The organism is Roseateles aquae (genome assembly GCF_032337115.1).
In the GTDB taxonomy this organism is placed as follows: domain Bacteria; phylum Pseudomonadota; class Gammaproteobacteria; order Burkholderiales; family Burkholderiaceae_C; genus Roseateles_C; species Roseateles_C aquae.
In genome coordinates this window covers 246,613-266,417 of record NZ_JAVXZY010000006.1, presented here as the reverse complement: position 1 = coordinate 266,417, position 19,805 = coordinate 246,613, and the positions used below count along the sequence as shown (strand labels likewise).

Annotated in this window: 19 protein-coding genes and 1 riboswitch; of the genes, 9 read left to right on the top strand and 10 right to left on the bottom strand. The window is 67.7% G+C overall.

Annotated features, from left to right (window positions below):
* Positions 1 to 35: 35 nt before the first annotated feature.
* From RQP53_RS15955 to thiC, 5 genes are read right to left on the bottom strand one after another with little or no spacing between them, the layout of a single operon-like run.
* Positions 36 to 1,652 carry a bifunctional hydroxymethylpyrimidine kinase/phosphomethylpyrimidine kinase gene (locus RQP53_RS15955; RefSeq protein WP_315651656.1) on the bottom strand — a complete coding sequence of 539 codons (1,617 nt, stop codon included), beginning with the start codon at positions 1,650 to 1,652 and terminating at the stop codon, positions 36 to 38.
* Between the two features lie 5 nt (positions 1,653 to 1,657).
* Positions 1,658 to 2,452, bottom strand: coding sequence for a thiazole synthase (locus tag RQP53_RS15950; RefSeq protein WP_315651655.1), 795 nt, complete (start codon positions 2,450 to 2,452; stop codon positions 1,658 to 1,660).
* 23 nt (positions 2,453 to 2,475) lie between these two features.
* Positions 2,476 to 2,718 carry a sulfur carrier protein ThiS gene (gene thiS / locus RQP53_RS15945; protein ID WP_315651654.1) on the bottom strand — a complete coding sequence of 81 codons (243 nt, stop codon included), beginning with the start codon at positions 2,716 to 2,718 and terminating at the stop codon, positions 2,476 to 2,478.
* A complete protein-coding gene (locus RQP53_RS15940) occupies positions 2,715 to 3,773 on the bottom strand; it encodes an FAD-dependent oxidoreductase (protein ID WP_315651653.1) in 1,059 nt (352 codons plus the stop codon). The genes thiS and RQP53_RS15940 overlap by 4 nt, the downstream gene beginning before the upstream one ends.
* A gap of 10 nt (positions 3,774 to 3,783) precedes the next feature.
* Positions 3,784 to 5,664, bottom strand: a complete 1,881-nt coding sequence (thiC, locus tag RQP53_RS15935; protein WP_315651652.1) for a phosphomethylpyrimidine synthase ThiC — start codon at positions 5,662 to 5,664, stop codon at positions 3,784 to 3,786.
* A 184-nt stretch (positions 5,665 to 5,848) separates the two neighbouring features.
* Positions 5,849 to 5,981, bottom strand: a riboswitch (TPP riboswitch).
* Positions 5,982 to 6,341: 360 nt separating this feature from the next.
* Between thiC and RQP53_RS15930 the strand changes: the two genes are divergently transcribed.
* Positions 6,342 to 7,001 (top strand): TonB family protein, encoded by a 660-nt coding sequence (locus RQP53_RS15930; protein ID WP_315651651.1) that lies wholly within the window; start codon positions 6,342 to 6,344, stop codon positions 6,999 to 7,001.
* On the opposite strand, the gene RQP53_RS15925 is transcribed toward RQP53_RS15930, so the two are convergent.
* Positions 6,988 to 7,932 (bottom strand): LysR family transcriptional regulator, encoded by a 945-nt coding sequence (locus RQP53_RS15925; RefSeq protein WP_315651650.1) that lies wholly within the window; start codon positions 7,930 to 7,932, stop codon positions 6,988 to 6,990. The two genes, RQP53_RS15930 and RQP53_RS15925, sit on opposite strands and share 14 nt — an antisense overlap.
* A 102-nt stretch (positions 7,933 to 8,034) precedes the next feature.
* Between RQP53_RS15925 and RQP53_RS15920 the strand changes: the two genes are divergently transcribed.
* The 3 genes from RQP53_RS15920 (at position 8,035) to RQP53_RS15910 (ending at position 10,815) form a co-directional block, all read left to right on the top strand.
* A complete protein-coding gene (locus RQP53_RS15920) occupies positions 8,035 to 8,664 on the top strand; it encodes an FMN-dependent NADH-azoreductase (protein ID WP_315651648.1) in 630 nt (209 codons plus the stop codon).
* Between the two features lie 190 nt (positions 8,665 to 8,854).
* Positions 8,855 to 9,859: an SGNH/GDSL hydrolase family protein gene (locus RQP53_RS15915; protein WP_315651646.1), complete on the top strand. Its 1,005-nt coding sequence runs from the start codon at positions 8,855 to 8,857 to the stop codon at positions 9,857 to 9,859.
* A gap of 65 nt (positions 9,860 to 9,924) precedes the next feature.
* The gene (locus tag RQP53_RS15910; RefSeq protein WP_315651644.1) at positions 9,925 to 10,815 is read left to right on the top strand and encodes a pirin family protein; all 891 of its coding nucleotides are present in this window, start codon (positions 9,925 to 9,927) and stop codon (positions 10,813 to 10,815) included.
* A 622-nt stretch (positions 10,816 to 11,437) separates the two neighbouring features.
* Here the strand turns inward: RQP53_RS15910 and RQP53_RS15905 are convergent.
* Positions 11,438 to 12,085 (bottom strand): hypothetical protein, encoded by a 648-nt coding sequence (locus RQP53_RS15905; RefSeq protein WP_315651642.1) that lies wholly within the window; start codon positions 12,083 to 12,085, stop codon positions 11,438 to 11,440.
* 8 nt (positions 12,086 to 12,093) lie between these two features.
* On the opposite strand from RQP53_RS15905, the gene RQP53_RS15900 reads away from it, so the two are divergent.
* The gene (locus tag RQP53_RS15900; protein ID WP_315651640.1) at positions 12,094 to 12,621 is read left to right on the top strand and encodes an NADPH-dependent FMN reductase; all 528 of its coding nucleotides are present in this window, start codon (positions 12,094 to 12,096) and stop codon (positions 12,619 to 12,621) included.
* A gap of 16 nt (positions 12,622 to 12,637) precedes the next feature.
* Here the strand turns inward: RQP53_RS15900 and RQP53_RS15895 are convergent, their stop codons facing one another.
* Both RQP53_RS15895 and RQP53_RS15890 read right to left on the bottom strand, forming a co-directional pair.
* Positions 12,638 to 13,525: a pirin family protein gene (locus RQP53_RS15895; RefSeq protein ID WP_315651638.1), complete on the bottom strand. Its 888-nt coding sequence runs from the start codon at positions 13,523 to 13,525 to the stop codon at positions 12,638 to 12,640.
* Between the two features lie 10 nt (positions 13,526 to 13,535).
* Positions 13,536 to 14,096: an NADPH-dependent FMN reductase gene (locus RQP53_RS15890; RefSeq protein WP_315651636.1), complete on the bottom strand. Its 561-nt coding sequence runs from the start codon at positions 14,094 to 14,096 to the stop codon at positions 13,536 to 13,538.
* 192 nt (positions 14,097 to 14,288) lie between these two features.
* On the opposite strand from RQP53_RS15890, the gene RQP53_RS15885 reads away from it, so the two are divergent.
* From RQP53_RS15885 to RQP53_RS15870, 4 genes are read left to right on the top strand one after another with little or no spacing between them, the layout of a single operon-like run.
* Positions 14,289 to 14,654 (top strand): LiaI-LiaF-like domain-containing protein, encoded by a 366-nt coding sequence (locus RQP53_RS15885; RefSeq protein ID WP_315651634.1) that lies wholly within the window; start codon positions 14,289 to 14,291, stop codon positions 14,652 to 14,654.
* Positions 14,651 to 15,340 (top strand): LiaF transmembrane domain-containing protein, encoded by a 690-nt coding sequence (locus tag RQP53_RS15880; RefSeq protein ID WP_315651632.1) that lies wholly within the window; start codon positions 14,651 to 14,653, stop codon positions 15,338 to 15,340. The genes RQP53_RS15885 and RQP53_RS15880 overlap by 4 nt, the downstream gene beginning before the upstream one ends.
* 12 nt (positions 15,341 to 15,352) lie before the next feature.
* Positions 15,353 to 16,444 carry a sensor histidine kinase gene (locus tag RQP53_RS15875; protein ID WP_315651631.1) on the top strand — a complete coding sequence of 364 codons (1,092 nt, stop codon included), beginning with the start codon at positions 15,353 to 15,355 and terminating at the stop codon, positions 16,442 to 16,444.
* Complete coding sequence (locus RQP53_RS15870; protein ID WP_315651629.1) at positions 16,419 to 17,153, top strand: LytR/AlgR family response regulator transcription factor; 735 nt, start codon at positions 16,419 to 16,421, stop codon at positions 17,151 to 17,153. Before RQP53_RS15875 ends, RQP53_RS15870 begins: the two co-directional genes overlap by 26 nt.
* Here the strand turns inward: RQP53_RS15870 and RQP53_RS15865 are convergent.
* A complete protein-coding gene (locus RQP53_RS15865) occupies positions 17,142 to 19,571 on the bottom strand; it encodes a heavy metal translocating P-type ATPase (protein WP_315651627.1) in 2,430 nt (809 codons plus the stop codon). The genes RQP53_RS15870 and RQP53_RS15865 overlap by 12 nt on opposite strands.
* Between the last annotated feature and the right edge of the window lie 234 nt (positions 19,572 to 19,805).

Below are 19,805 nucleotides of genomic sequence, written 5' to 3'. Positions count from 1 at the left end.
GCGGAAGTGTAAAACCGCCGCTTCTCAAACCGCGCTCAGCCCCGCCAGGCGGCCAGGTATCGCTCCAGCCCCGGTTGCTCCAGCGCCCGCACCAGGCAGGCGGCGGCGACACCGCTGGCCGCGGCTTCGCCCAGCCGCCCGGGCGTGGTGATGCCGCCGATGGCCACCACCGGGCGGCCGGCCATCTGTACCCACCAGCGCAGTTGCGCCGTGCCTTGCGGCAGCCAGGGCATGTCCTTGGTCGTCGTCGCCCAGACCGGGCCGCAGGCGATGTAGCAGGGCGCCAGGCTGCGCGCGCGCGCCAGCTCCCACAGGCTGTGGCTGGACAGGCCCAGGCGCAGGCCCGGCGCCAGCAGGCGCTGGCGTTCGTGGCGGCCGAGGGCGGCCCAGTCTTCCTGGCCCAGGTGCAGCGATTGCGCGCCTTCATCCAGCGCCAGCGCCCAGTGGTCATTGATCCAGACCCGGCAGGCCGGCGTTTCAGCTGCCAGCGCGCGGCGGATCTCGGCGCGCAGCGGGGCGTCGTCCAGCCCTGGCTGGGCCTTGATGCGCAGCTGCAAATGGGCGAAGGCAGCCTGGGGCGCAAGATCGGCCAGCAGGGCCGCGTGGCTGCTGATGCCGTAGAGCCCCGACTGAAAGTCCAGCGCGGCTGCATCGCCGCGCAAGACCTGACCCCAGCGGGCCAGCGTTGCAGCGGCCTCGGGCTCAGCCAGTTCATTGCCAAAGCTCATCACCGGCATCGCCGCCGGCTCGGCGATGAAGCCGCTGCGGGCGCGCACCGGGCCGGCGCCGGCACCGGCGGCATGGCCGTCACGCACGGCGCACCAGACCATCATCTTGGCCAGCAGCAGCGCATCGGCCAGCACAAAGCCGCGGGCCAGCGCCGCGGCGGCAGCGGTGGCAAAACTGCAGCCGCTGCCGTGGTGGTGGGTGGAAGGCAGCCGCGGCAGCGCCAGCCAGCCTTGCAGCGGCCGGCCAAGCAGCTCGTCATCGATCCAATCGAGGGCCAGGTCTTGCGTGCCCGGCGTGGCGCGGTCGTCACCGCCGGTGATGCAGACGGCGGCCGCGCCGAGTGCGCGCAGGCCGGCGGCCAGCGCCGGCAGCGGCGTGCTGTCCGGCGCGAGGCTGAGCAGCCGTTCGGCCTCGCGGCGGTTCGGCGTGATGAGGCTGGCACGCGGCAGCAGCTGTTCGCGGTAGGCGCTGAGCAGCGCGGCATCGGCAAAGGCGGCGCCGCCGGCGCTGGCGCCCAGCACCGGGTCGATCACCAGCTCAACCGGGCCCTGTTGGCGCAGCGCGTCCAGCCGAGCGATCAAGGCTTCGACGGCGCCGACGCTGGCCAGCAAGCCGGTCTTGATCACCCGCGGCGGCAGATCGGCGGCCACGGCATCGAGCTGGGCCTCAATCTGTTCGCGCGGCAGGGGGAAGACCGCGGCGACACCCTGCGAATGCTGGGCGGTCACGGCGGCGACCAGCGGGCAGAGGTGAACGCCAAAGGCGGCGGCCGCGCGCCCATCGGCGGCCAGGCCGGCGCCGCCACCGCTGTCGGTGCCGGCCAGGGACCAGATCACCGGCGGTTGCGGGTCCTGGTCCCACGGGGCATCGCTGGCCCAGGGGCTGGGCAGGCTGGGGTGGGGCAGGGCTTGCGCACTTGGCATGACGCTCATCCCAGCAGATAGGCGTGGCCGCTGACCGGCGTGCTGGGCACGGCGAAGTCCTGTGGCGCCATCAGGCCGGCCAAGCGGCCGTTGCGGCCGGCGCGAACGGCATCGCGGAAGGCGCCGGCCATGCGCACCGGATCGGCGGCTTGCGCGACGGCGGAATTCAGCAGCACCGCGTCATAACCCATCTCCATCGCCTCGGCCGCATGCGAGGGCGCGCCCAGGCCGGCATCGACGATCAGCACCGCCTCGGGCAGGCGTTCGCGCAGCACGCGCAGGCCCGGCTTGTTGGCCAGGCCCTGGCCCGAGCCTATCGGCGCGCCCCAGGGCATCAGCACCGCGCAGCCGGCATCGAGCAGGCGGCGGCCGAGGATCAGATCCTCGGTGCAGTAGGGGAAAACGGTGAAGCCCTCGCGCACCAGCGTGGTGGCGGCATTGAGCAGCTCGAAGGGATCGGGCTGCAGCGTGTGCTCGTCGCCGACCACCTCCAGCTTGATCCAGGCCGTGCCATAGAGTTCGCGCGCCATCTGCGCCAGAGCCACCGCCTCGCGAGCGCTGCGGCAGCCGGCGGTATTGGGCAGCAGCCGCGCGCCGGCCGCCTGTGCGCTGGCCAGCACCTGGGCGATGAAGCCGTTGTCGCCGGCGGCCTGCAGCGTGCGCTTGAGGCCGACGGTCAGCACCGCCGGTGCGGCCGCGGCGATGGCTGCCTCCAGCTGTTGCGGGCTCGGGTAGCCGGCGCTGCCGAGGAAGAAGCGGCTTTGCAGCGTGATGCCGTCAATGATCAGTGGGTCGTTCATTTCTTCGCTTCAGATCGGGAAGATCAGCCGCCAACGATTGGGCGGAACAGCAGGATCTGGTCGCCTTCGAGCAGCACGGTGCGATCCCTCGCCTCGCGAGGCACGAAGTCGCCGTTGCGGGCGGTGGCGATGCTGTCTGGCGCGCGGCCGAGCAGGCTCAGCAGCTGAGCCAGCGAGCAGTCGGCCGGCACTTCCATGGGCTGATCGTCTAGGCGGATGTGCACGCTGGCGGGCAGGGTGGTGCAGTAATGGTCGGTGGGCTTCACGTCGGAATCTCCAGGGTCGCCAGACCGGTTTGTTCGAGCAGCTGCTGGACCAGCGCCGGTGCCAGCAGCCAACCGTGGCGGTACAGACCGTTGAGCTGGATCAGGCCGGTGCCGGCGACGCTCAGCGGTGCATTGCTGGGCAGGGCGGGGCGCAGATTGCGGTCCAACCGCGTGATGCGGGCCTCGCCGAGCTGCGGCATCAGGCTGTGAGCGGCGGCCATCAGCTCGACGGCGGTCTGCAGGCTGACGGCGCTGCGGTCTTCGCTCTCGATCTCGCTGGCGCCCAGCAGCAGCTCGTGTTCGCTGCGCGGCACCAGATAGATGCGATGCCGCGGGTGCATCAGCCGGATCGGCCTTTGCAGGCCATGGGCCGGCAGTTCCAGCGCGACCACCTCGCCACGCACGCCGCGCAGCGGCAGCGCCGGGCGGGCGCCGAGGCCGCGGGCGTCGATGGCCCAGTCGGCATCGATGCGACGGCCATCGGCCAGCTCCAACCGGTGGTGGTGGGCGACGATGACGGCGCTGTTCCACTGCCAGTCCACACCCGGGCTGTTGCCATGCAGCGCGGCCATGGCCTGCAGCGGGTGGATCAGCCCTTCACCGGGCAGCAGCCAGGCCTGCAGGCCCGGCGCGTGCAGGGCCGGCTCCAGCTGCTGCAGCTGGGCAGCCTCCAGCGCCTCGGGCAAGGCAAAGCCGGCGCCGGCCTGGCGCAGCCGCGCGAGCACACGCGCTGCGGCGCCCTGGTCCTGGCGGTGGGCCAGCAGCAGGCTGCCTTCGCGGCGCAAGCGCACCGGCGTGCTCAGCGCCGCGCAGATCTGCGGCCAGAGTTGCAGCGAGCGCCAGCCCAGCCGCGCGATGTCCGGGGTCGCCTGTTCCAGCTCGGCCAGCGGACTCAACATGCCGGCAGCGGTGAAGGCCGCGGCGCCCTGGCCATCGAACAGCGGTTCGGGGCCAGGTCTTGCGTCGAACACCCGCACCTGGTGGCCGGCATGGGCCAGGGCCCAGGCAAACAGGCGGCCAACCAGGCCGGCCCCGGCAATCGCGATCTGGCTCATGGCCGCTTCCTCACACCGGTTTGATTTCGATATAGAGCTCGCTGCCCTGGGCCTTGAACTCGGCGCTCTTGGCAGCCATGCCGGCGGCGGCCTGCTCGGCGTCCAGCTGGGCCGAGTACTCGCGCACGTCCTGCGTGATCTTCATCGAGCAGAACTTGGGGCCGCACATCGAGCAGAAGTGGGCCACCTTGGCGCTGTCCTTGGGCAGGGTTTCGTCGTGGAACTCGCGGGCGGTCTCGGGGTCGAGGCCGAGGTTGAACTGGTCGCTCCAACGGAACTCGAAGCGGGCCTTGGACAGCGCGTCGTCGCGCGCCCGGGCGCCCGGGTGGCCCTTGGCGATGTCGGCCGCATGGGCGGCGATCTTGTAGGCCATCAGGCCGGCCTTGACGTCGTCGCGGTTGGGCAGGCCCAGGTGTTCCTTGGGCGTGACGTAGCACAGCATGGCGCAGCCGAACCAGCCGATCATGGCCGCGCCAATGCCGCTGGTGATGTGGTCGTAGCCGGGCGCGATGTCGGTGGTCAGGGGGCCCAGCGTGTAGAAGGGCGCCTCGCCGCAGTGCTTGAGCTGCTCGGTCATGTTCGCCTGGATCATGTGCATGGGCACATGGCCGGGGCCTTCGATCATGGTCTGCACATCGTGCTTCCAGGCGATTTTCGTGAGCTCACCGAGCGTGCGCAGTTCGGCGAACTGGGCCTCGTCGTTGGCGTCTGACAGGCTGCCCGGGCGCAGGCCGTCGCCCAGCGAGAAGCTGACGTCGTAGGCCTTCATGATGTCGCAGATCTCTTCGAAGTGCGTGTAGAGGAAGTTCTCCTGGTGGTGGGCGATGCACCACTTGGCCAGGATGGAGCCGCCGCGCGAGACGATGCCGGTGCGGCGCTTGACCGTCATCGGGATGAAAGGCAGGCGCACACCGGCGTGGATGGTGAAGTAGTCGACGCCTTGCTCGGCCTGCTCGATCAGGGTGTCGCGGAACAGCGCCCAGGTGAGGTCTTCGGCCACGCCGCCGACCTTCTCCAGCGCCTGGTAGATCGGCACGGTGCCGATGGGCACCGGGCTGTTGCGGATGATCCAGTCGCGGGTGGTGTGGATATTGCGGCCGGTGGACAGGTCCATCACCGTGTCGGCGCCCCAGCGGGTTGCCCAGACCAGCTTCTCGACCTCTTCCTCGATCGAGGAGGTGACGGCAGAGTTGCCGATATTGGCGTTGACCTTGACCAGGAAGTTGCGGCCTATGGCCATGGGCTCCAGCTCGCCATGGTTGATATTGGCTGGGATGATGGCGCGGCCGCGGGCCACTTCATCGCGAACGAATTCCGGCGTGATCAGGCGCGGGATGCTGGCGCCCATCGGATTGCCGGCCAGCCGGGCCTCGCGTTCGGCATCGGCTTCGTACTCGCGCATCCACTCGTGGCGCTGGTTTTCGCGGATGGCCACGTATTCCATCTCGGGCGTGATGATGCCGCGGCGGGCGTAGTGCAGCTGGGTGACGTTGGCGCCAGACTTGGCACGGCGCGGCTGGCGCTGCAGCCCGGCGCTCAGCTCGCGCAGGCGCTGCTGCTGCTCCTGGTCGCGCAGGCCGTCGTCGATCAGCTGGATGTGGCGGCCTTCGTAGACCTCGGTGTCCTGGCGGGCCTCGACCCAGGCCGTGCGCGGGGCCGGCAGGCCCTGCTTGACGTCGATGGCGGCGGCTGGGTCGGTGTAGGGGCCGGAGGGGTCGTAGACACAGACTTCCTCGCCATTGCTCAGCGCAATCGCGCGCAGCGGCACGCGCAGCTCGGGGTGCAACTGGCCGGCCACATAGCGCTTGGCTGAGGCGGGCAGCGGTTCACGGGTCAGATGGATGCTGTCTTGCAGCTGCTGGCTCAGGCCGGGCTCGGTGACGGTGTTCATGGGCTCTCCGGGTGCAATGAGGTGTCCGGAGGCTGGGCTTGAGCGGTGTGGCGGGCGCGGGGCAGGCGGTGCGCTTGCTTGCGACAAAGGTGGGCCGAGGACAGGGCGGGCAGCAGTCGATGCATGGTGCAGCGCAGGGCTGCGGCATCGGCCCTGGTGCTTGTCCAGGGCCCGCCCCTGGACAGAGCAGGGTGCAGGCTCTTCTTACGCCGGTATCAACCGGATCAAGTTCAGCGGGTCCGTGGCTTCCACCACATCTCAGCCCGACGCGTCAAATCAATCAGCCAACGCGGCGCAGGGCTCCCCGGAGCGAAGCCGCGACTATAGCGCTTTGCCAGAGGCGCATGCTGCTTGAAAGCCCGCAGGCAACTGTTGTGAATGCGTGACTTTGTAAACGCGCCTTACAACTGCTCACGGGAAATCCCGCAGCGTTTCATTGAGGTACGGTGTTTAAACTGCCTCTTCGCTGCTGTGGTCTGGCAGCACGGTGGGGCGCCTAGACGCTGTACCCGCCGGTTAGCTTGAAGCCGCGCCATGAGCGCTGTGCTGTTGGAGGGGGAATCCTGATGAGTCTGAAAAAGTCGTTTGCCGCGAGTGCGTTGGTGGTCGGCTGTCAGCTGTTGCTGAGTCAGCCTCTGCAGGCGCAAACCGCCGATCCCGGCGCCAAGGCCGGCGCAATGACCGACGCCGAGCGCGCCAAGCGCGATGCCGACAAGGTCTTTCAGTGGATCAAGTTCCACGCCGACAAATCACCGCGTCCCGGCTCTGCCGCGGCCGCGCCCGCTCCGGCGCCTGCGCCGGCGGCCCGGCCGGTGACGAAGACTGCTGCGACGCCGCGCGCCAATAACGAAGTCAACCAGGCCGCCGCGCTGTCGCGCGACAGCACGGTACGTGAAACCGTGGTGGCGGCCGAGCCGGCTCCGCAGCCGGAAGCCGCGCCGGTACAGCAGGCCAAGGTGGAGGCGGCGCCGGCGCCTGCAACTGCAGCAGCACCTGCACCTGCACCGGCGCCCGCGGCGCAGTTGCTGGCGGTGGCGCCGCAGGCCACGCCGCAGGCGCCGCGCGTGGATCCGGTGCCGGAAGCCGAAGTCCCGCTGCGCTTGATCAGCAGAGTCGAGCCAGAGATTCCGCGGCAGTTGATCAATTCACTGAGAACCGGCCGTGTGCTGGTGCGATTCGTGGTGCAGCCGGATGGGCGGGTCACCAAGGCGGAGCCTGTCGAGACCTCGAACAAGAAACTCAGCCAGTCGGCGGTGGCGGCTGTTCAGCAATGGCGCTTCGCGGCCATCCCCAAGGCGCGCGAGGCTACCGTCGAAGTCGGGTTCAGCGTGGAGTAACTGGGTTCGGCTGGACCTGGCCCTGGCAGGGCGCCAGCGCCGCGCTCATCGCTTCTAGGAACAGCCGGGTGCGCAAGGGCATCAGGCGCCGTTCAGGGAAGACCGCCCAGCAGGGCACTGGCGCCAGGCACCAATCTGGCAGCACGCGCAATAGCCGGCCCTCGTCGACCAGCGGCTGGGCAAAGTGGGCGCCGACGGCCGCAATGCCAACATCGGCACAGGCCATGCGCAGCAGCATGTCCGGTGCATTGACCAGACTCCGTTGCGATGGCATGCCGCGCCAGCTTCGCTGTGCTGCGCCTTCCCCCTTGATCAAATGCCAGGGCAGCGCCTCGCCGGACCGTCCCAGGATCATCAATCCGTGCATGCTGCTCAGCGCCTCGGGCAATTGCGGTTCGCCGTGGCGGGCCAGATAGCCCGGCGAGGCGTAGAGGCCGGTGATGAACAGCGCCAGCCTACGCGCCGCCAACTGGCTGTCTTCGGGGAGTTCGCCCATGCGCACCGCCAGATCGAAACCCTCGGCGACCAGATCGACACGCCGTGGTGACAGGTCCAGCTCCAATTGCACCTCGGGATAGTCGAGCACGAAACGCGACAACATCCCGGCCAGCACCTGATTGGCGAAATCCCCGGGCATCGAAACGCGCAGACGGCCACGTGGTCGTTGTTGCCGGTGCAAGGCCAGTGCCAGCGCCCCATCCACCTCGGCGGACAAGGCCTTGGCATGCTCCAGCACCCCGCTGCCGAACTCGGTCAGCGTCAGGCTGCGGGTGCTGCGTTGCAGCAGCTTTTCACCCAGTCGCTGTTCCAGCGCGGCGATCCGGCGCGACACGCTGGACTTCGGCCAGTGCAGCCGTTCGGCCGCGCGGCTGAAGCTGCCGGCCTCCATCACCCGGGCGAAAACCAGCAGATCGTCGGCATCCAGACTCATGATTGTTCCTTTGATGGAACGATCTTATCCAGATTCGTGGCTTCCGGTGCTTGGTTGCTGTCAATACAGTTCATCCATCGACCACCGACAAGGAAGACCGCGATGAACATCCTGCAAATCAATTCCAGCGCCCGCCGTGTCCATCAGGGCCAGGGCTCCTACTCCACCCGCCTGGCTGACGAACTCGTGGCCGGCCTGCGCGCCAGCGACGCCGACAGCCAGTTGCAATTGCTCGATCTGGGCCAGCAGCAGTTGCCCGAGCTCGACGAGGCGACGCTGCAAGCGCTGTTCACCCCGGCCGAGCAGCGCAGTGCCGAGCAGGCCGCGCGAGTGGCCCAGGACATGGCCTTGATCGAGCAGTTGCGTGGCGTGGACACCCTGGTACTGGCCGTGCCGATGATCAATTTCGGCATTCCGGCACAGCTGAAGCACTGGATCGATGCCGTCGCCAAGGCCGGCGTCACCTTCCGCTACACCGCCAACGGTCCCGAAGGCCTGCTCGGTGGCAAGAAGGTCTATGTGGTGCTGACCCGCGGCGGCATCTACCGCGACCAGCCCAGCGACACCATGGTGCCTTACCTGAAGACGGTGCTGGGCTTTCTGGGCATGAGCGACATCAGCTTCATCTATGCCGAAGGCCTGAACATGGGGCCGGAGGCGGAGGCCCGCGGGCTGGCACAGGCGCGCGAGCAGATTGCCGCCTTGCTGCAGACCGAGCCGCTACCGGCCTGAGCCGGCGCCGCGCCAGCGCAGAACTTTCCTAACCACCAGGAGCGTGTTCGAGCTGACGCCAAGCGTAGCGGGTGTTGCAAGCAGGGTGAGGCTCGATTGACGCCTGACCGGGCTTGACTGAGGCTTTGGCGTGGCTGCTCAGGAGACGGTGTAGCCGGCAGCCCGTCATCAACCTCAGGGAGTCATATCGATGGACCGAAAAACAGGGCTGGCCCGCTGGCTATTGGCTGCAACACTGGCGCTCACGACGCTCGGCGCAGCCGCTCAATCACGCAGTTTCTCCAGCCTGGTCGTGTTCGGCGACGGGCTGGTCGACAGCGGCAATATGGCCCAGCTCGTTGGCGTCGACGCAACACAAAATGTCTGGGGTGACGGCTATTACGCCACCTTGCCTTTTGCATCGGGTCGTTACAGCAACGGGCCGGTCTGGGTCGAGGACTTGGCCGGCCGGCTCGGCCTGCGTGCCGACGCGGCGCTGCGTGGCGGCAGCAACTATGCCTTCGGCGGTGGCGGCAGCGGCGATGCGGACTCGATCACGCCGATTCCCGGCTATCGCGTCAGCATGCAGGGCCAGCTGTCGCGCTATCTGGCCGGTCCGGGCAGCGGTGACGCGGCGCAGTCCTTGTTCGTACTGTCCGGCGGATCGGTCAACGTCGGACTGGCGTTGGAAGCAGCGGGCAATGATCCGGCGCACGCGGCCGGCATTCTCGGCGCGGCTGCGCAGCGCTACGCCGCTGATATTGGCGACATGGTCGACACGATGCAAGCCGCCGGCGCCACGCACATCCTGGTGCTGAACGTTGCCGATTTCGGGCTGACGCCGCGGGCGCAGAGTTATGGGCCAGAGCTCGCCGGGCTGGGCTCGCTGGGCGCCTCGCTGATGAATCAGCTGCTGGCGCAGCGGCTGGCTGGCGAGGCCGGCGTGCAGCTGTTCGATCTCTACGGGCTGCTGAACGATGTTGTTCGGCACCCGGATGGAACCGGCCTGAGCAACGTCAGCCATGCCTGCGCCGCAGCGCAGTACGGCTGCGATGCCGGCAGTTCGCTGTTCTACGACGGCCAGCATCCGACCGCCTTCGGCCATCACCTGATCGCCGACCGAGTCTATGCCGCCCTGGTGCCTGAACCGGCCAGCGCCTGGCTCTTCGGCCTTGGCCTGCTGCCATTGCTGGCGCGGCTGCGGCGCCGAAGCTGAGCCCCTTGATTGAAGCGCCGCGCGCCGTCTGAGTGCGCCGGCCATTGATGGAAAGAGAGAAGTCGATGAATGCCCCCGTCCGCCCCGAATCCATGATGTCTTTGCAGGCGCCTCGCCAGGTCGAACGGCTGATCGCCGGTCAGCCGACCAGCGATGGCGCTGGCGTCAAGCTGACGCGCGTGCTGACCCACAGCCTGCAGCGCCGCCTCGACCCCTTTCTGATGCTGGATGCCTTTGGTTCGGACCAGGCCGATGACTACATCGCCGGCTTCCCTGACCATCCGCACCGCGGCTTTGAAACGGTGACCTATATGCTGGAAGGCCGCATGCGCCATCGCGACTCGGCCGGCCATGAAGGCCTGCTCGGCAACGGTGGCGTGCAATGGATGACGGCCGGTCGTGGCGTCATCCACTCCGAGTTGCCCGAGCAGGAGTCCGGCCGCATGGAAGGCTTCCAGCTCTGGCTCAATCTGCCGGCGCGCGACAAGATGTGCCCGCCCTGGTATCGCGATATCGCCGCCAGTGAGATTCCGGAAGTGCAGGGCCAGGGCTATGTGGCGCGCGTGATCGCCGGTCAGCATGGCGGCGTGGCCGGCGCGATGCAGCGCGAGGCGACCGCACCGCTCTATCTCGACCTGCATCTTGAGCCCGGAGCCCGCTTCGAGCAGCCGCTGCCGGCCAGTCACAACGCCTTTGTATACGTCTACCGCGGCGCCGTGCAGTTCGACAGCGGCTGCCTGGTGCCGGTTCAGCGCATGGCCATCCTGGCCAACACGCCGGGCAGCGACGGTGTGTCTTTTAGCGCCGGCCCCGAAGGCGCCCGCGCCCTGCTGATCGCCGGCCAACCGCTGAACGAGCCGATCGCGCAGTACGGGCCTTTTGTGATGAACAGCGAGGCTGAGTTGATGCAGGCGGTGAGGGATTTTCAGGAAGGGCGGCTGGGTAGGGAGGGCTGAGTTTGCCGGTTTGTGCCTGCTCGTAGCTGTGCGAGCTGGTGCCGCTACTCGCGGTTGGATTTGTGGTCCGCGCGAAAGCCCGCCGGGATTCCGCCCCGGCAGGGCGGGTAACTTTCTTCTGCTGGCTCAGAAGAAAGTCACCAAAGAAGAGAGCCCGAAATGCAAACGTGCGACTTGACCGAGCGGCACGCTCGCTGTCGCTCGGGGCAAGCACAGGCACGAAGGGGCAGCTGATCACCGCTAGACGGCAACACCGCTGGTTCGGCATGCTGGGCTCTGGAAGAAAACCGAATACCAAACAGCCGAAGAAATACGGCTGTTGGCTGTTCTGCCAGAGACCAGCATGCCGAACCGCCCGTTGAGCCGTCTAGCGGTGATCAGCTGCCCCTTGTGTCGCGACCTCGGTTCGAGTGAAGCGAGCAGCATGCTCGGTCAAGTCGCACGTTCAGGCGTTCTTCTTTGGTGACTTTCTTCTGTCGCCGGACAGAAGAAAGTTACTCGCCCTGCCGGGGCGAATTCCCGGCGGGCTCTAGCGCATTGCATCAACCTGCCAGCGTGCAGCTGCGCAATCGCCCTGCCGCGCTAGCTGAAGTAAACGAAGCTTCAGCAGAGGCCAGATTGCTCAGCCGAGTTGAAAGGTGTGAATGGACGCCGATCTATGTTCCCATTCATAGCCAACCAGCACATAGCGATCCCCCGCCAAGCTGCCAGCGAAACCGCAAGCTAGCTCTCTGCAACGCTCCACATAGCTGTCAACATCCACCTTGTTGGCGGCCGTGAATACCCAGACGCGCACCTCGGCTCGCGCCTGCACCAGCTTGTGAAAGTCGTTGTCCATGATGGCGTCGGGTTGCCACTCCGATTCGAGCGCAAGTGGCTGGCGCATCAAATTGCCGTACTTGCTGGCGTCGAGCACGCTCCAGGTCATGTCGTAGAGCCACTCACCTTCATGCGCGTCTTTGCAGCCATGGGCGTTGACGCTGAAGTTCAGCGTGCTGCCCAGCGCTGCGAGTTTGTTCTTGATGCAGGTGGTCCATTCCTTGCGACTGGTGCTGAGCAACCGGCAAGTTTCGGCACTGATGGCCTCAAACGCCTGGATCACATGGTCTTCAACGGCTTGTGCGTCGGGAAGTGTCGAACTTTCTAGGGGCATCGTCGGATCGATGGCGTGTTGATGGCCGCCAGGATACTTTCTGGCGTGCCGGCGCGCTCTGAATCCATGTTGTGCAGGGCGATTGGCGTGATGGAAGCCGCTGCCAGTTCTGGACAATGCTGGCCATGCACCTCCTCGCCCTCTGCGGCAGCCTCCGCGCCGCCTCCCTGAATGCAGCCCTGCTTCGCGCCGCGCAAGACCTGACCCTGCCGGAGCAGACACTGCGGCTGTTCGATGGCATGGCGGCCTTGCCCTTGTTCAATCCCGATCTGGAAGCGGCCCCGCCGGCCGCGGTGCAGCAGCTGCGCAGCGCCGTGGCAGCGGCTGATGTGCTGCTGATTGCCTCGCCGGAATACGCTCATGGCGTCACCGCCGTGATCAAGAATGCGCTCGATTGGCTGGTCAGCTTCGAGGGCTTTGTGAACAAGCCGGTGCTGGTGCTGAATGCCTCGCCGCGTGCCAGCCATGCCGATGCGGCGCTGCGCGAGACGTTGCGCACGATGAATGCGCGGCTGCTGGACGAGGCTTCGCTCGTCTTGCCGGTGCTAGGTTCAGGGCTTGGTGAGAGCGAACTGGCCGCACATCCGGCCATCGGCCAACCGCTGCGCCAACGTCTGGCGCAATTGCCGCAGGATCTGGCCACGCAGGACTGATCCTGCGCACTCAGGCTCAAGCGGGCTTGCGCAGCGCAGGGACCGGCGGCGCCTTGAGCCGTGGCCCATCAAAACCCTGCACGGCGCCGAACAGCGTGGCCTCGGCGTTCCAGTCGGCAGCGAACTGACGGATCTCCTCAGGCTCGCGGCCGACGAAGTTCCACCACAGCAGCAGCGGCTCATCGAACGGTGCGCCACCGAGCAGCAGCAGCCGGCAGCCGGCGCTGGCGCGCAGTTGCATCGCGTCGGCGCCGGGCGCCAGATAGAGCAGCTCGCCAATGCCCAGCGGCTCATGCTGGTCAACGCGCACATCGCCCTCCAGCACCATCACACCGTATTCAAAGTCGGGGCGCAGCGCCAGCGTGGCCTCGGCCGGCGCCAGGCAGTGCAGGTCCACGCCCAGCAGCGGGCTGTGGCTGGGCACCGGCGAGCGCTGGCCGAGCAGTTCGCCGACCAGCAGCGTGGCGCCGAAGCCGCCCAGCGGCAGCCGGGGCAGGGTGGCGAAATGCTCGAAGGCCGGCGCACAGAAGCGCTGCGCCTCGGGCAGGGCGATCCAGAGCTGGGCCAGATGCAAGCGGGCGCTCTGTGATTCTTCCGAATGGGCGATGCCGCGGCCGGCCGTCATCAGATTGACCTCGCCGGGGCGCAGCAGCTGCTCGCTGCCCAGGCTGTCGCGATGCAAGACCTGACCCTCGATCAGCCAGCTGAAGGTCTGCAGCCCGGTGTGCGGATGCGGGCCGACGCGCATGCCGGCCTCGGGCGCCAGCTGGGCCGGGCCGGCGTGGTCGAGAAAGCACCAGGCGCCAATGGTGCGGCGCGCCGCCGTGGGCAGCGCGCGGCGTATCGTCAGGCCCCCGACATCGCCCAGATGCGAGGGAATTCTTTGCCAGACCGGGCTGTTCACGCGGCCCCCTTCAGCGCGCAGGCGCCGCGGCGATATGGGCGCAGAAGCCGGCCAGGAAGTCGCGCAGCTGCTGCTCCAGCCCGGCATCGCTGAAGCGGCCGTCGGCGTCGAGCAGGGTGTGCGCCTTGGAGACCAGCAGGCGGCCGCCGAACCAGGCCTGGGCGCCCTGCTGGCGCAGCACACTGAGCATGGCGTCCTGCGCCTGAATCGTGCCGAAGCCGCCGGGCGTGGCACCGATCACTGCCACATGCTTGCCGGCAAAGGTCTTGCGTCCACCGCTGGCCGGGCGCGACAGCCAGTCCAGACCGTTCTTCAGCACGCCGGGGATGGAATTGTTGTACTCGGGCGTGCTGATCAGCAGCCCGTCGGCGGCCAGAATGAGGTCCTGCAGCTGTTGCACGGACTCGGGCATGCCCTGGGCTTCGAGGTCGCCGTCATACAGTGGAATGCCATGCAGTGTGTGCGTCTGCACCGTCCAGCCGGCGGGGGCGAGGCCTTCGGCATGGCGCAGCAGGGCGGTGTTGTAGGAAGCCTTGCGCAGGCTGCCGGAGAGGGCGATCAGGGTGGGCATGGCGGCGCTTTCTGGTTGTAGCAAATGCGAAGGCCATGATTGTGGCGGCAAGAGCCCGGCCTTGCCGGTGCTTGCCTTTCATCAGGTGCATTTGCCATTCACCGAGCCCGCCTTGCGATTCACCGAAAAGCGCGGGACGACCGGTCGGGGTGCCGTTATCGTGCCAGCCATTGCAGACATGGAGACGCACACATGCGAGAGCTGAGAACCCGCCACCGCCATTCGCACATCAGCACCGGCCTGTTCCTGATCGGCCTGGGCTGCCTGTTCCTGGCCGAGCGCCAGGGCTATCTGGATCGCGAGCAACTGATCAATCTGTGGCCCGGGCTGCTGACGCTGGTGGGCCTGAGCCAGATGATTGGGGCACGCCATGCCGGCGAGGTCTTTCGTGGCGCCTTCCTGGTCTTTGTGTCGGGCTGGCTCTATGTCTGCATCCAGCATCTCTGGGGCCTGAATTTCTACAACAGCTGGCCCTTGCTGCTGATCGCTGCCGGCGTGGCCAAGGTGCTGGGCGGCCTGTTCCGTATGCAGTCACAAGACGAGGAAAACTTGCCATGAAGCGCAATCACAATCCGCAGCAGCAGGTGCTGATCGGCCTGATCATGGCCGTGCTGGGCATCGCCTTTCTGCTCGACAACCTGAACCTCTTTGCCGTCGGCCGCCTGCTGTCCTTCTGGCCGACGGTGTTCATCGCGGTCGGCCTGTTCAAGCTGTTCCAGACCGACAAGCAGTCTGATCAATTCGTCGGCGCCTGCCTGGTCTTCTTTGGTGGCGTGCTGCTGTTGCGCCATCTGGGCTATCTGGATTTCCGCTTCCGCGACCTGTGGCCGCTGGGCCTGATCGGGCTGGGCGTGCTGGTGATGCTCAAGGGCGGCCACCGCTGGCCGGGGCAGGGCGAGCCGGTCATTGAAGTCGGCGGCGATCGCATCAATATCGCCACCGTGGTCAGCGGCAATCAGACACGCGTCGATTCGCAGAACTTCGTCGGCGGCGACGTCTCGGTGATCATGGCTGGCGCCGAGCTGGACATGCGCCGCGCCTCGATCAACGGGACCGCGGTGCTGAAGGTCTTCGTGGCGCTCGGCGCGCTGCAGCTGAAGGTGCCGCTGGACTGGAGCATCAGCGTCAACGGCACGCCGCTGGCCGCCGGCATCGAAGACAAGACGGTGCCGCCGGCGGTGCCGACCAAGCGTCTGATCATTGAGGGTACGGTGGCGCTGGGCGCGGTCGAGATCCGCAACTAAGGCGCCGGGACGATGTCGCTGCTTTGGTCGCGGCCGCGTCTGCTGCTGATCTGGCTGCTGGTCTGGGCCCTGCTGGGCGTGCTGCTGGGCGGCGGGCTGGTGCTGCTGGCCGGCCAGGCCTGGCTCGGCGCGCTGCGCTTCGCCGTGCCGCTGGCCCTGCTGTATGCGCTGCTGCTGCCGTCCTGCTGGGAGGTCAGCCGCGGCCAGCCGCTGGCGCGGCGCGGCCTGGCGCGCACGCTGCCGCTGTGGCTGAGCAGCGCGGCCATGGTGGGGCTGCTGTGGCTCGCCGCAGCGCAGGCCTGGCAGTGGCTGCTGGCGACCGATGGCCTGCAGGCTGGCGAAGTGCAGGGGCTGCCCCATCCCTTGATGGCCAGTCTCTGGGCGCTGGCGACGGGCGTCTACATGCTGGGGCTCTTGCTGGCCGACGCGCTGAACGCGCTGGAGCGCCTGCAGGAAGCGCAGCACCGTGCCGAGCAGTCGCAGCTGCGCGCGCAGGAGGCCGAGCTGCTGATGCTGCGCACCCAGGTCAATCCGCACTTTCTCTTCAACTGCCTGAACTCGATCAGCGCGCTGACCAGCTTTGATGCGCCGGCCGCACGCGAGATGACGCTGGCCTTGGCCCAGTACTACCGGCAGACGCTGGCGCTCAGCCAGCGGCCCTGGATCAGCGTGGCCGAGGAGCTGGCGCATTGCCAGGGCTTTGTCGCCATCGAGCAGGTGCGCTTTGGCGACAAGCTGCAGTGCTGCTTCGAGATTGACGAGCAGGCGCGCCGCGGCCGCCTGGCGCCGATGCTGCTGCAGCCACTGGTCGAGAACGCGGTCAAGCATGGCGTGGCTCAGCGCCGCGAGGGCGGCTGCGTGACGGTGCGCGGCCTGGTGCGCGAGGGCTGGCTGCATCTGATCGTCGAGAATCCGGCGGCAAGGGACGGGGCCAGCGCCGAGCGCGGCACCGGCACCGGCTTGCTCAATGTGCGCCAGCGCCTGGCCAGCCTTTATGGCGAGCGGGCGCGGCTGACGCTGCGCAGCGAGCCCGAACGTTTTGTGGCCGAAATGAGCCTGCCCTGGAGGGCTGCCGACGATGACGATCAAAGCCCTGCTGGTTGACGACGAGCCGCTGGCGCGCCGCCTGCTGCGCGAGTTCCTCCGCCCCCATGCCGATATCGACATCATCGGCGAATGCGATAACGGCGCGGATGCGCTGCAGGCCCTCGGCGAGCTCACACCGGATCTGGTCTTTCTGGACATCCAGATGCCGCAGCTGACCGGCCTGGAGGTGCTGGAGCTGAGCCGCCGCGACCACGGCGTGATCCTGACCACCGCCTACGACCAGTACGCCCTCAAGGCCTTCGATCTGCACGCCGTCGACTATCTGCTCAAGCCTTTCTCGCAGGCCCGTTTCGAGCAGGCCGTGAGCCAGGCGCGCAAGCAGCTGCAACAGCCGCAGGCGGGCCTGCAGCAGCTGGCCGCGCAGCCGACGCTGGCCACAGCGCGGCTGGAGCGCATCGCGGTGCGTGATCGCCAGCAGACGCAGCTGATCGCGTTCGATCAGCTGATCAGCGCCGAGGCGCAGGACGACTACATCAACCTGCACACGCCGGGGCGCAGCTATCTGAAGACCCAGCGCCTGAGCGAGCTGGAGGCCGGGCTGGACCCGGCCCGCTTTGTGCGTGTGCACCGCAGCTGGCTGATCAATCTGGACCATCTGCGCGCTGTCGAGCGTGGCGCCAGCTGGGTGCTGCTGATGAGCGACGGCCAACGCGTGCCGGTCAGCCGCAGCGGGCAGGAGCGGCTCCGGCCCTTGCTACCTGACTGAGGCGCTTCGCCAGCGCTGCAGCAGCAGCGCATTGCTGACCACCGAGACGCTGGATGCCGCCATCGCCGCGCCGGCCAGCATCGGGTTGAGCAGGCCGAAGGCGGCCAGCGGAATGCCAATGGCGTTGTAGGCAAAGGCCCAGAACAGGTTCTGGCGGATCTTGGCCACGGTGCGGCGTGACAGGGCAATCGCCTCGGCCACCATCAAAGGATCGCTGCGCATCAGCGTGATGCCGGCGGCGGCCATGGCCACATCGGTGCCGCTGGCCATCGCGATGCCGACATCGGCGGCGGCCAGCGCCGGCGCGTCGTTGATGCCGTCGCCGACCATGGCCACCCGGCGCAGGCCTTGCGGGCTGCCCTGCTTCAGGCCGGCCAGCAGGGCGGCCTTGTCTTCCGGCAGCACCTCGGCATGGAATTCATCAAGACCCAGCTCGGCGGCCACGGCGGCGGCGCTGCCGGCGTTGTCGCCGCTGAGCATCACCGTGTGCAAGCCCATGGCGCGAAGCTGCGCGATGGCGGCGGCGCTGCCGGGCTTCAGCCGATCGCCAAAGGCCAGCAGGCCGATCAGCTGGGGTGTTGCGCCAGCCGAGGCGTCGGCCGTGCTGGGCAGCGCGGCCAGCCAGGCCAACGTGCGGCCCTGGGCCTGTAGCGCCTGGGCCTCGGCCTGCAGCGGCGACAGCAGCACGCCGAGTTCATCCATCAGCCGAGCGCTGCCCAGGCGCAGTTCGATTGCGCCATGGCCTTCGTCAACGCGTGCCGCCACGCCGCGGCCGGCGATGGCGCGCAGGCCGCTGGTGCTGGGCAAGACCTGACCCCCGTCGGGCGGCTGTTCGTTCTTCCAGGCCTGCATCACCGCGCGGGCCAGCGGATGCTCGCTGCCCTGCTGCAGCGCGGCGGCCAGGCGCAGCAGCCGGGCTTCGTCGCCGGGCGTGGCGGCGTGGCGGGCCAGCAGCTGTGGCCGGCCCTCGGTCAGCGTGCCGGTCTTGTCGAAGGCGACGACCTGCAAGGCCTGGGCCAGCTCCAGCGCTTCGGCGTCCTTGATCAGGATGCCGTGCCGGGCGGCAGCGCCGGTGCCGGCCATGATGGCCGTCGGTGTGGCCAGGCCCAGCGCGCAGGGGCAGGCGATCACCAGCACCGCCACCGCGTTCAGCAAGGCCTGTTCCCAGTCACCGCGGGCCAGGCCCCAGCCGAGCAGGGTCAGCAGGGCCAGGCCCAGCACCACTGGCACGAAGACGGCGCTGACCTGGTCGACGATGCGCTGGATCGGCGCCTTCTTGGCCTGGGCCGATTCGACCAGGCGAACAATGCGCGCCAAGGTGGATTCCGCACCGAGCGCGGTGACGCTGAGTTCCAGCAGGCCCTCGCCATTGACGGCACCGCCGACCAGGGCATCGCCGGGCTGCTTGGCCACCGGCAGGCTCTCACCGCTGATCATCGATTCATCGACCTGGCTCTGGCCGAGCAGCACCCGGCCATCGACCGGGATACGCTCGCCGGGCTTGACGATCACCGTGTCGCCGAGGCTGAGCAAGGCCAGCGGCAGGCTCTGCTCGATGCCGTCGCGTCGCACCAGCGCCGTCTCGGGGCGCAGCGCCTTCAGCGCGCGAATTGCTTCGGTGGTCTGGCGCTTGGCGCGGGCTTCCAGCCACTTGCCCAGCAGCACCAGCGTGATGACCACGGCCGCCGATTCGAAGTACAGATTCATGCTGTGTGCGCCGTGGGCCAGCAGCTCGTAGACGCTCAGGCCGAAGGCGGCGCTGGTGCCCAGCGCGACCAGCAGATCCATATTGCCGCTGCCGGCGCGCAGTGCCGCCCAGCCGGCGCGGTAGAAACGGCCACCCAGCCAGAACTGCACCGGCAGCGTCAGCGCCAGCTGCAGCCAGCCATTGAGCATCCAGTGCCGGCCAAACAGCATCAGCAGCATGGGCAGCAGCAACGGGGCCGAGAACAGTGCGGCAATGATCACAGGCCAGCCCCCCTGTTTCCAGTCGATCCGCCTGGACTGCTCTGGACCGAACTGCCCCTGGTAGCCGGCGCTTTGCAAGGCGGCCAGCAGCAGCTGTTCGTCGACATTGGCCAGCATGTTGATGCTGGCCGATTCCAGTGCCAGGTTGACGTTGGCCTGCAGCACGCCCGGTACGGCGAGCAACGCCTTCTCGACCCGGCTGACGCAGGACGCACAAGTCATGCCGTTGATCTGCAGACTCAGCTGACGCTCACTGATCGGATAGCCGGCTTTGGCGAGCGCGGCCTGAAGTGCGGGCAGCGAAGCGCTTCCGCTCACGCTGGCAAGCTCGGTGCTGAGGTTCACCTCGGCACGATTCACGCCGGGCACGGCGAGCAATGCCTTCTCCACGCGCTTGACGCAGGACGCGCAGCTCATGCCGCTGATGGGGATCGTTGATTCAGGAAGCATGTCAGCAGTTTGATCGAAGAACAGGCAAGCCTATCAAGCCAAGGGCATCAATGGCGGCATTCAGTATTCGGGACCTTATGCCCGCCGCCATTGCTTATGGCTTATGGGACTGGTGAAAACGCGAGGGCTCTCATTGGTATGTTGCTTCGTACATACGGACTGCGCAAAAGGCAAGCGAAGTTGCGGCCCGTGGACTGTCAAAAGTCATATTGCATGCCGGGCTTGGCTACATTG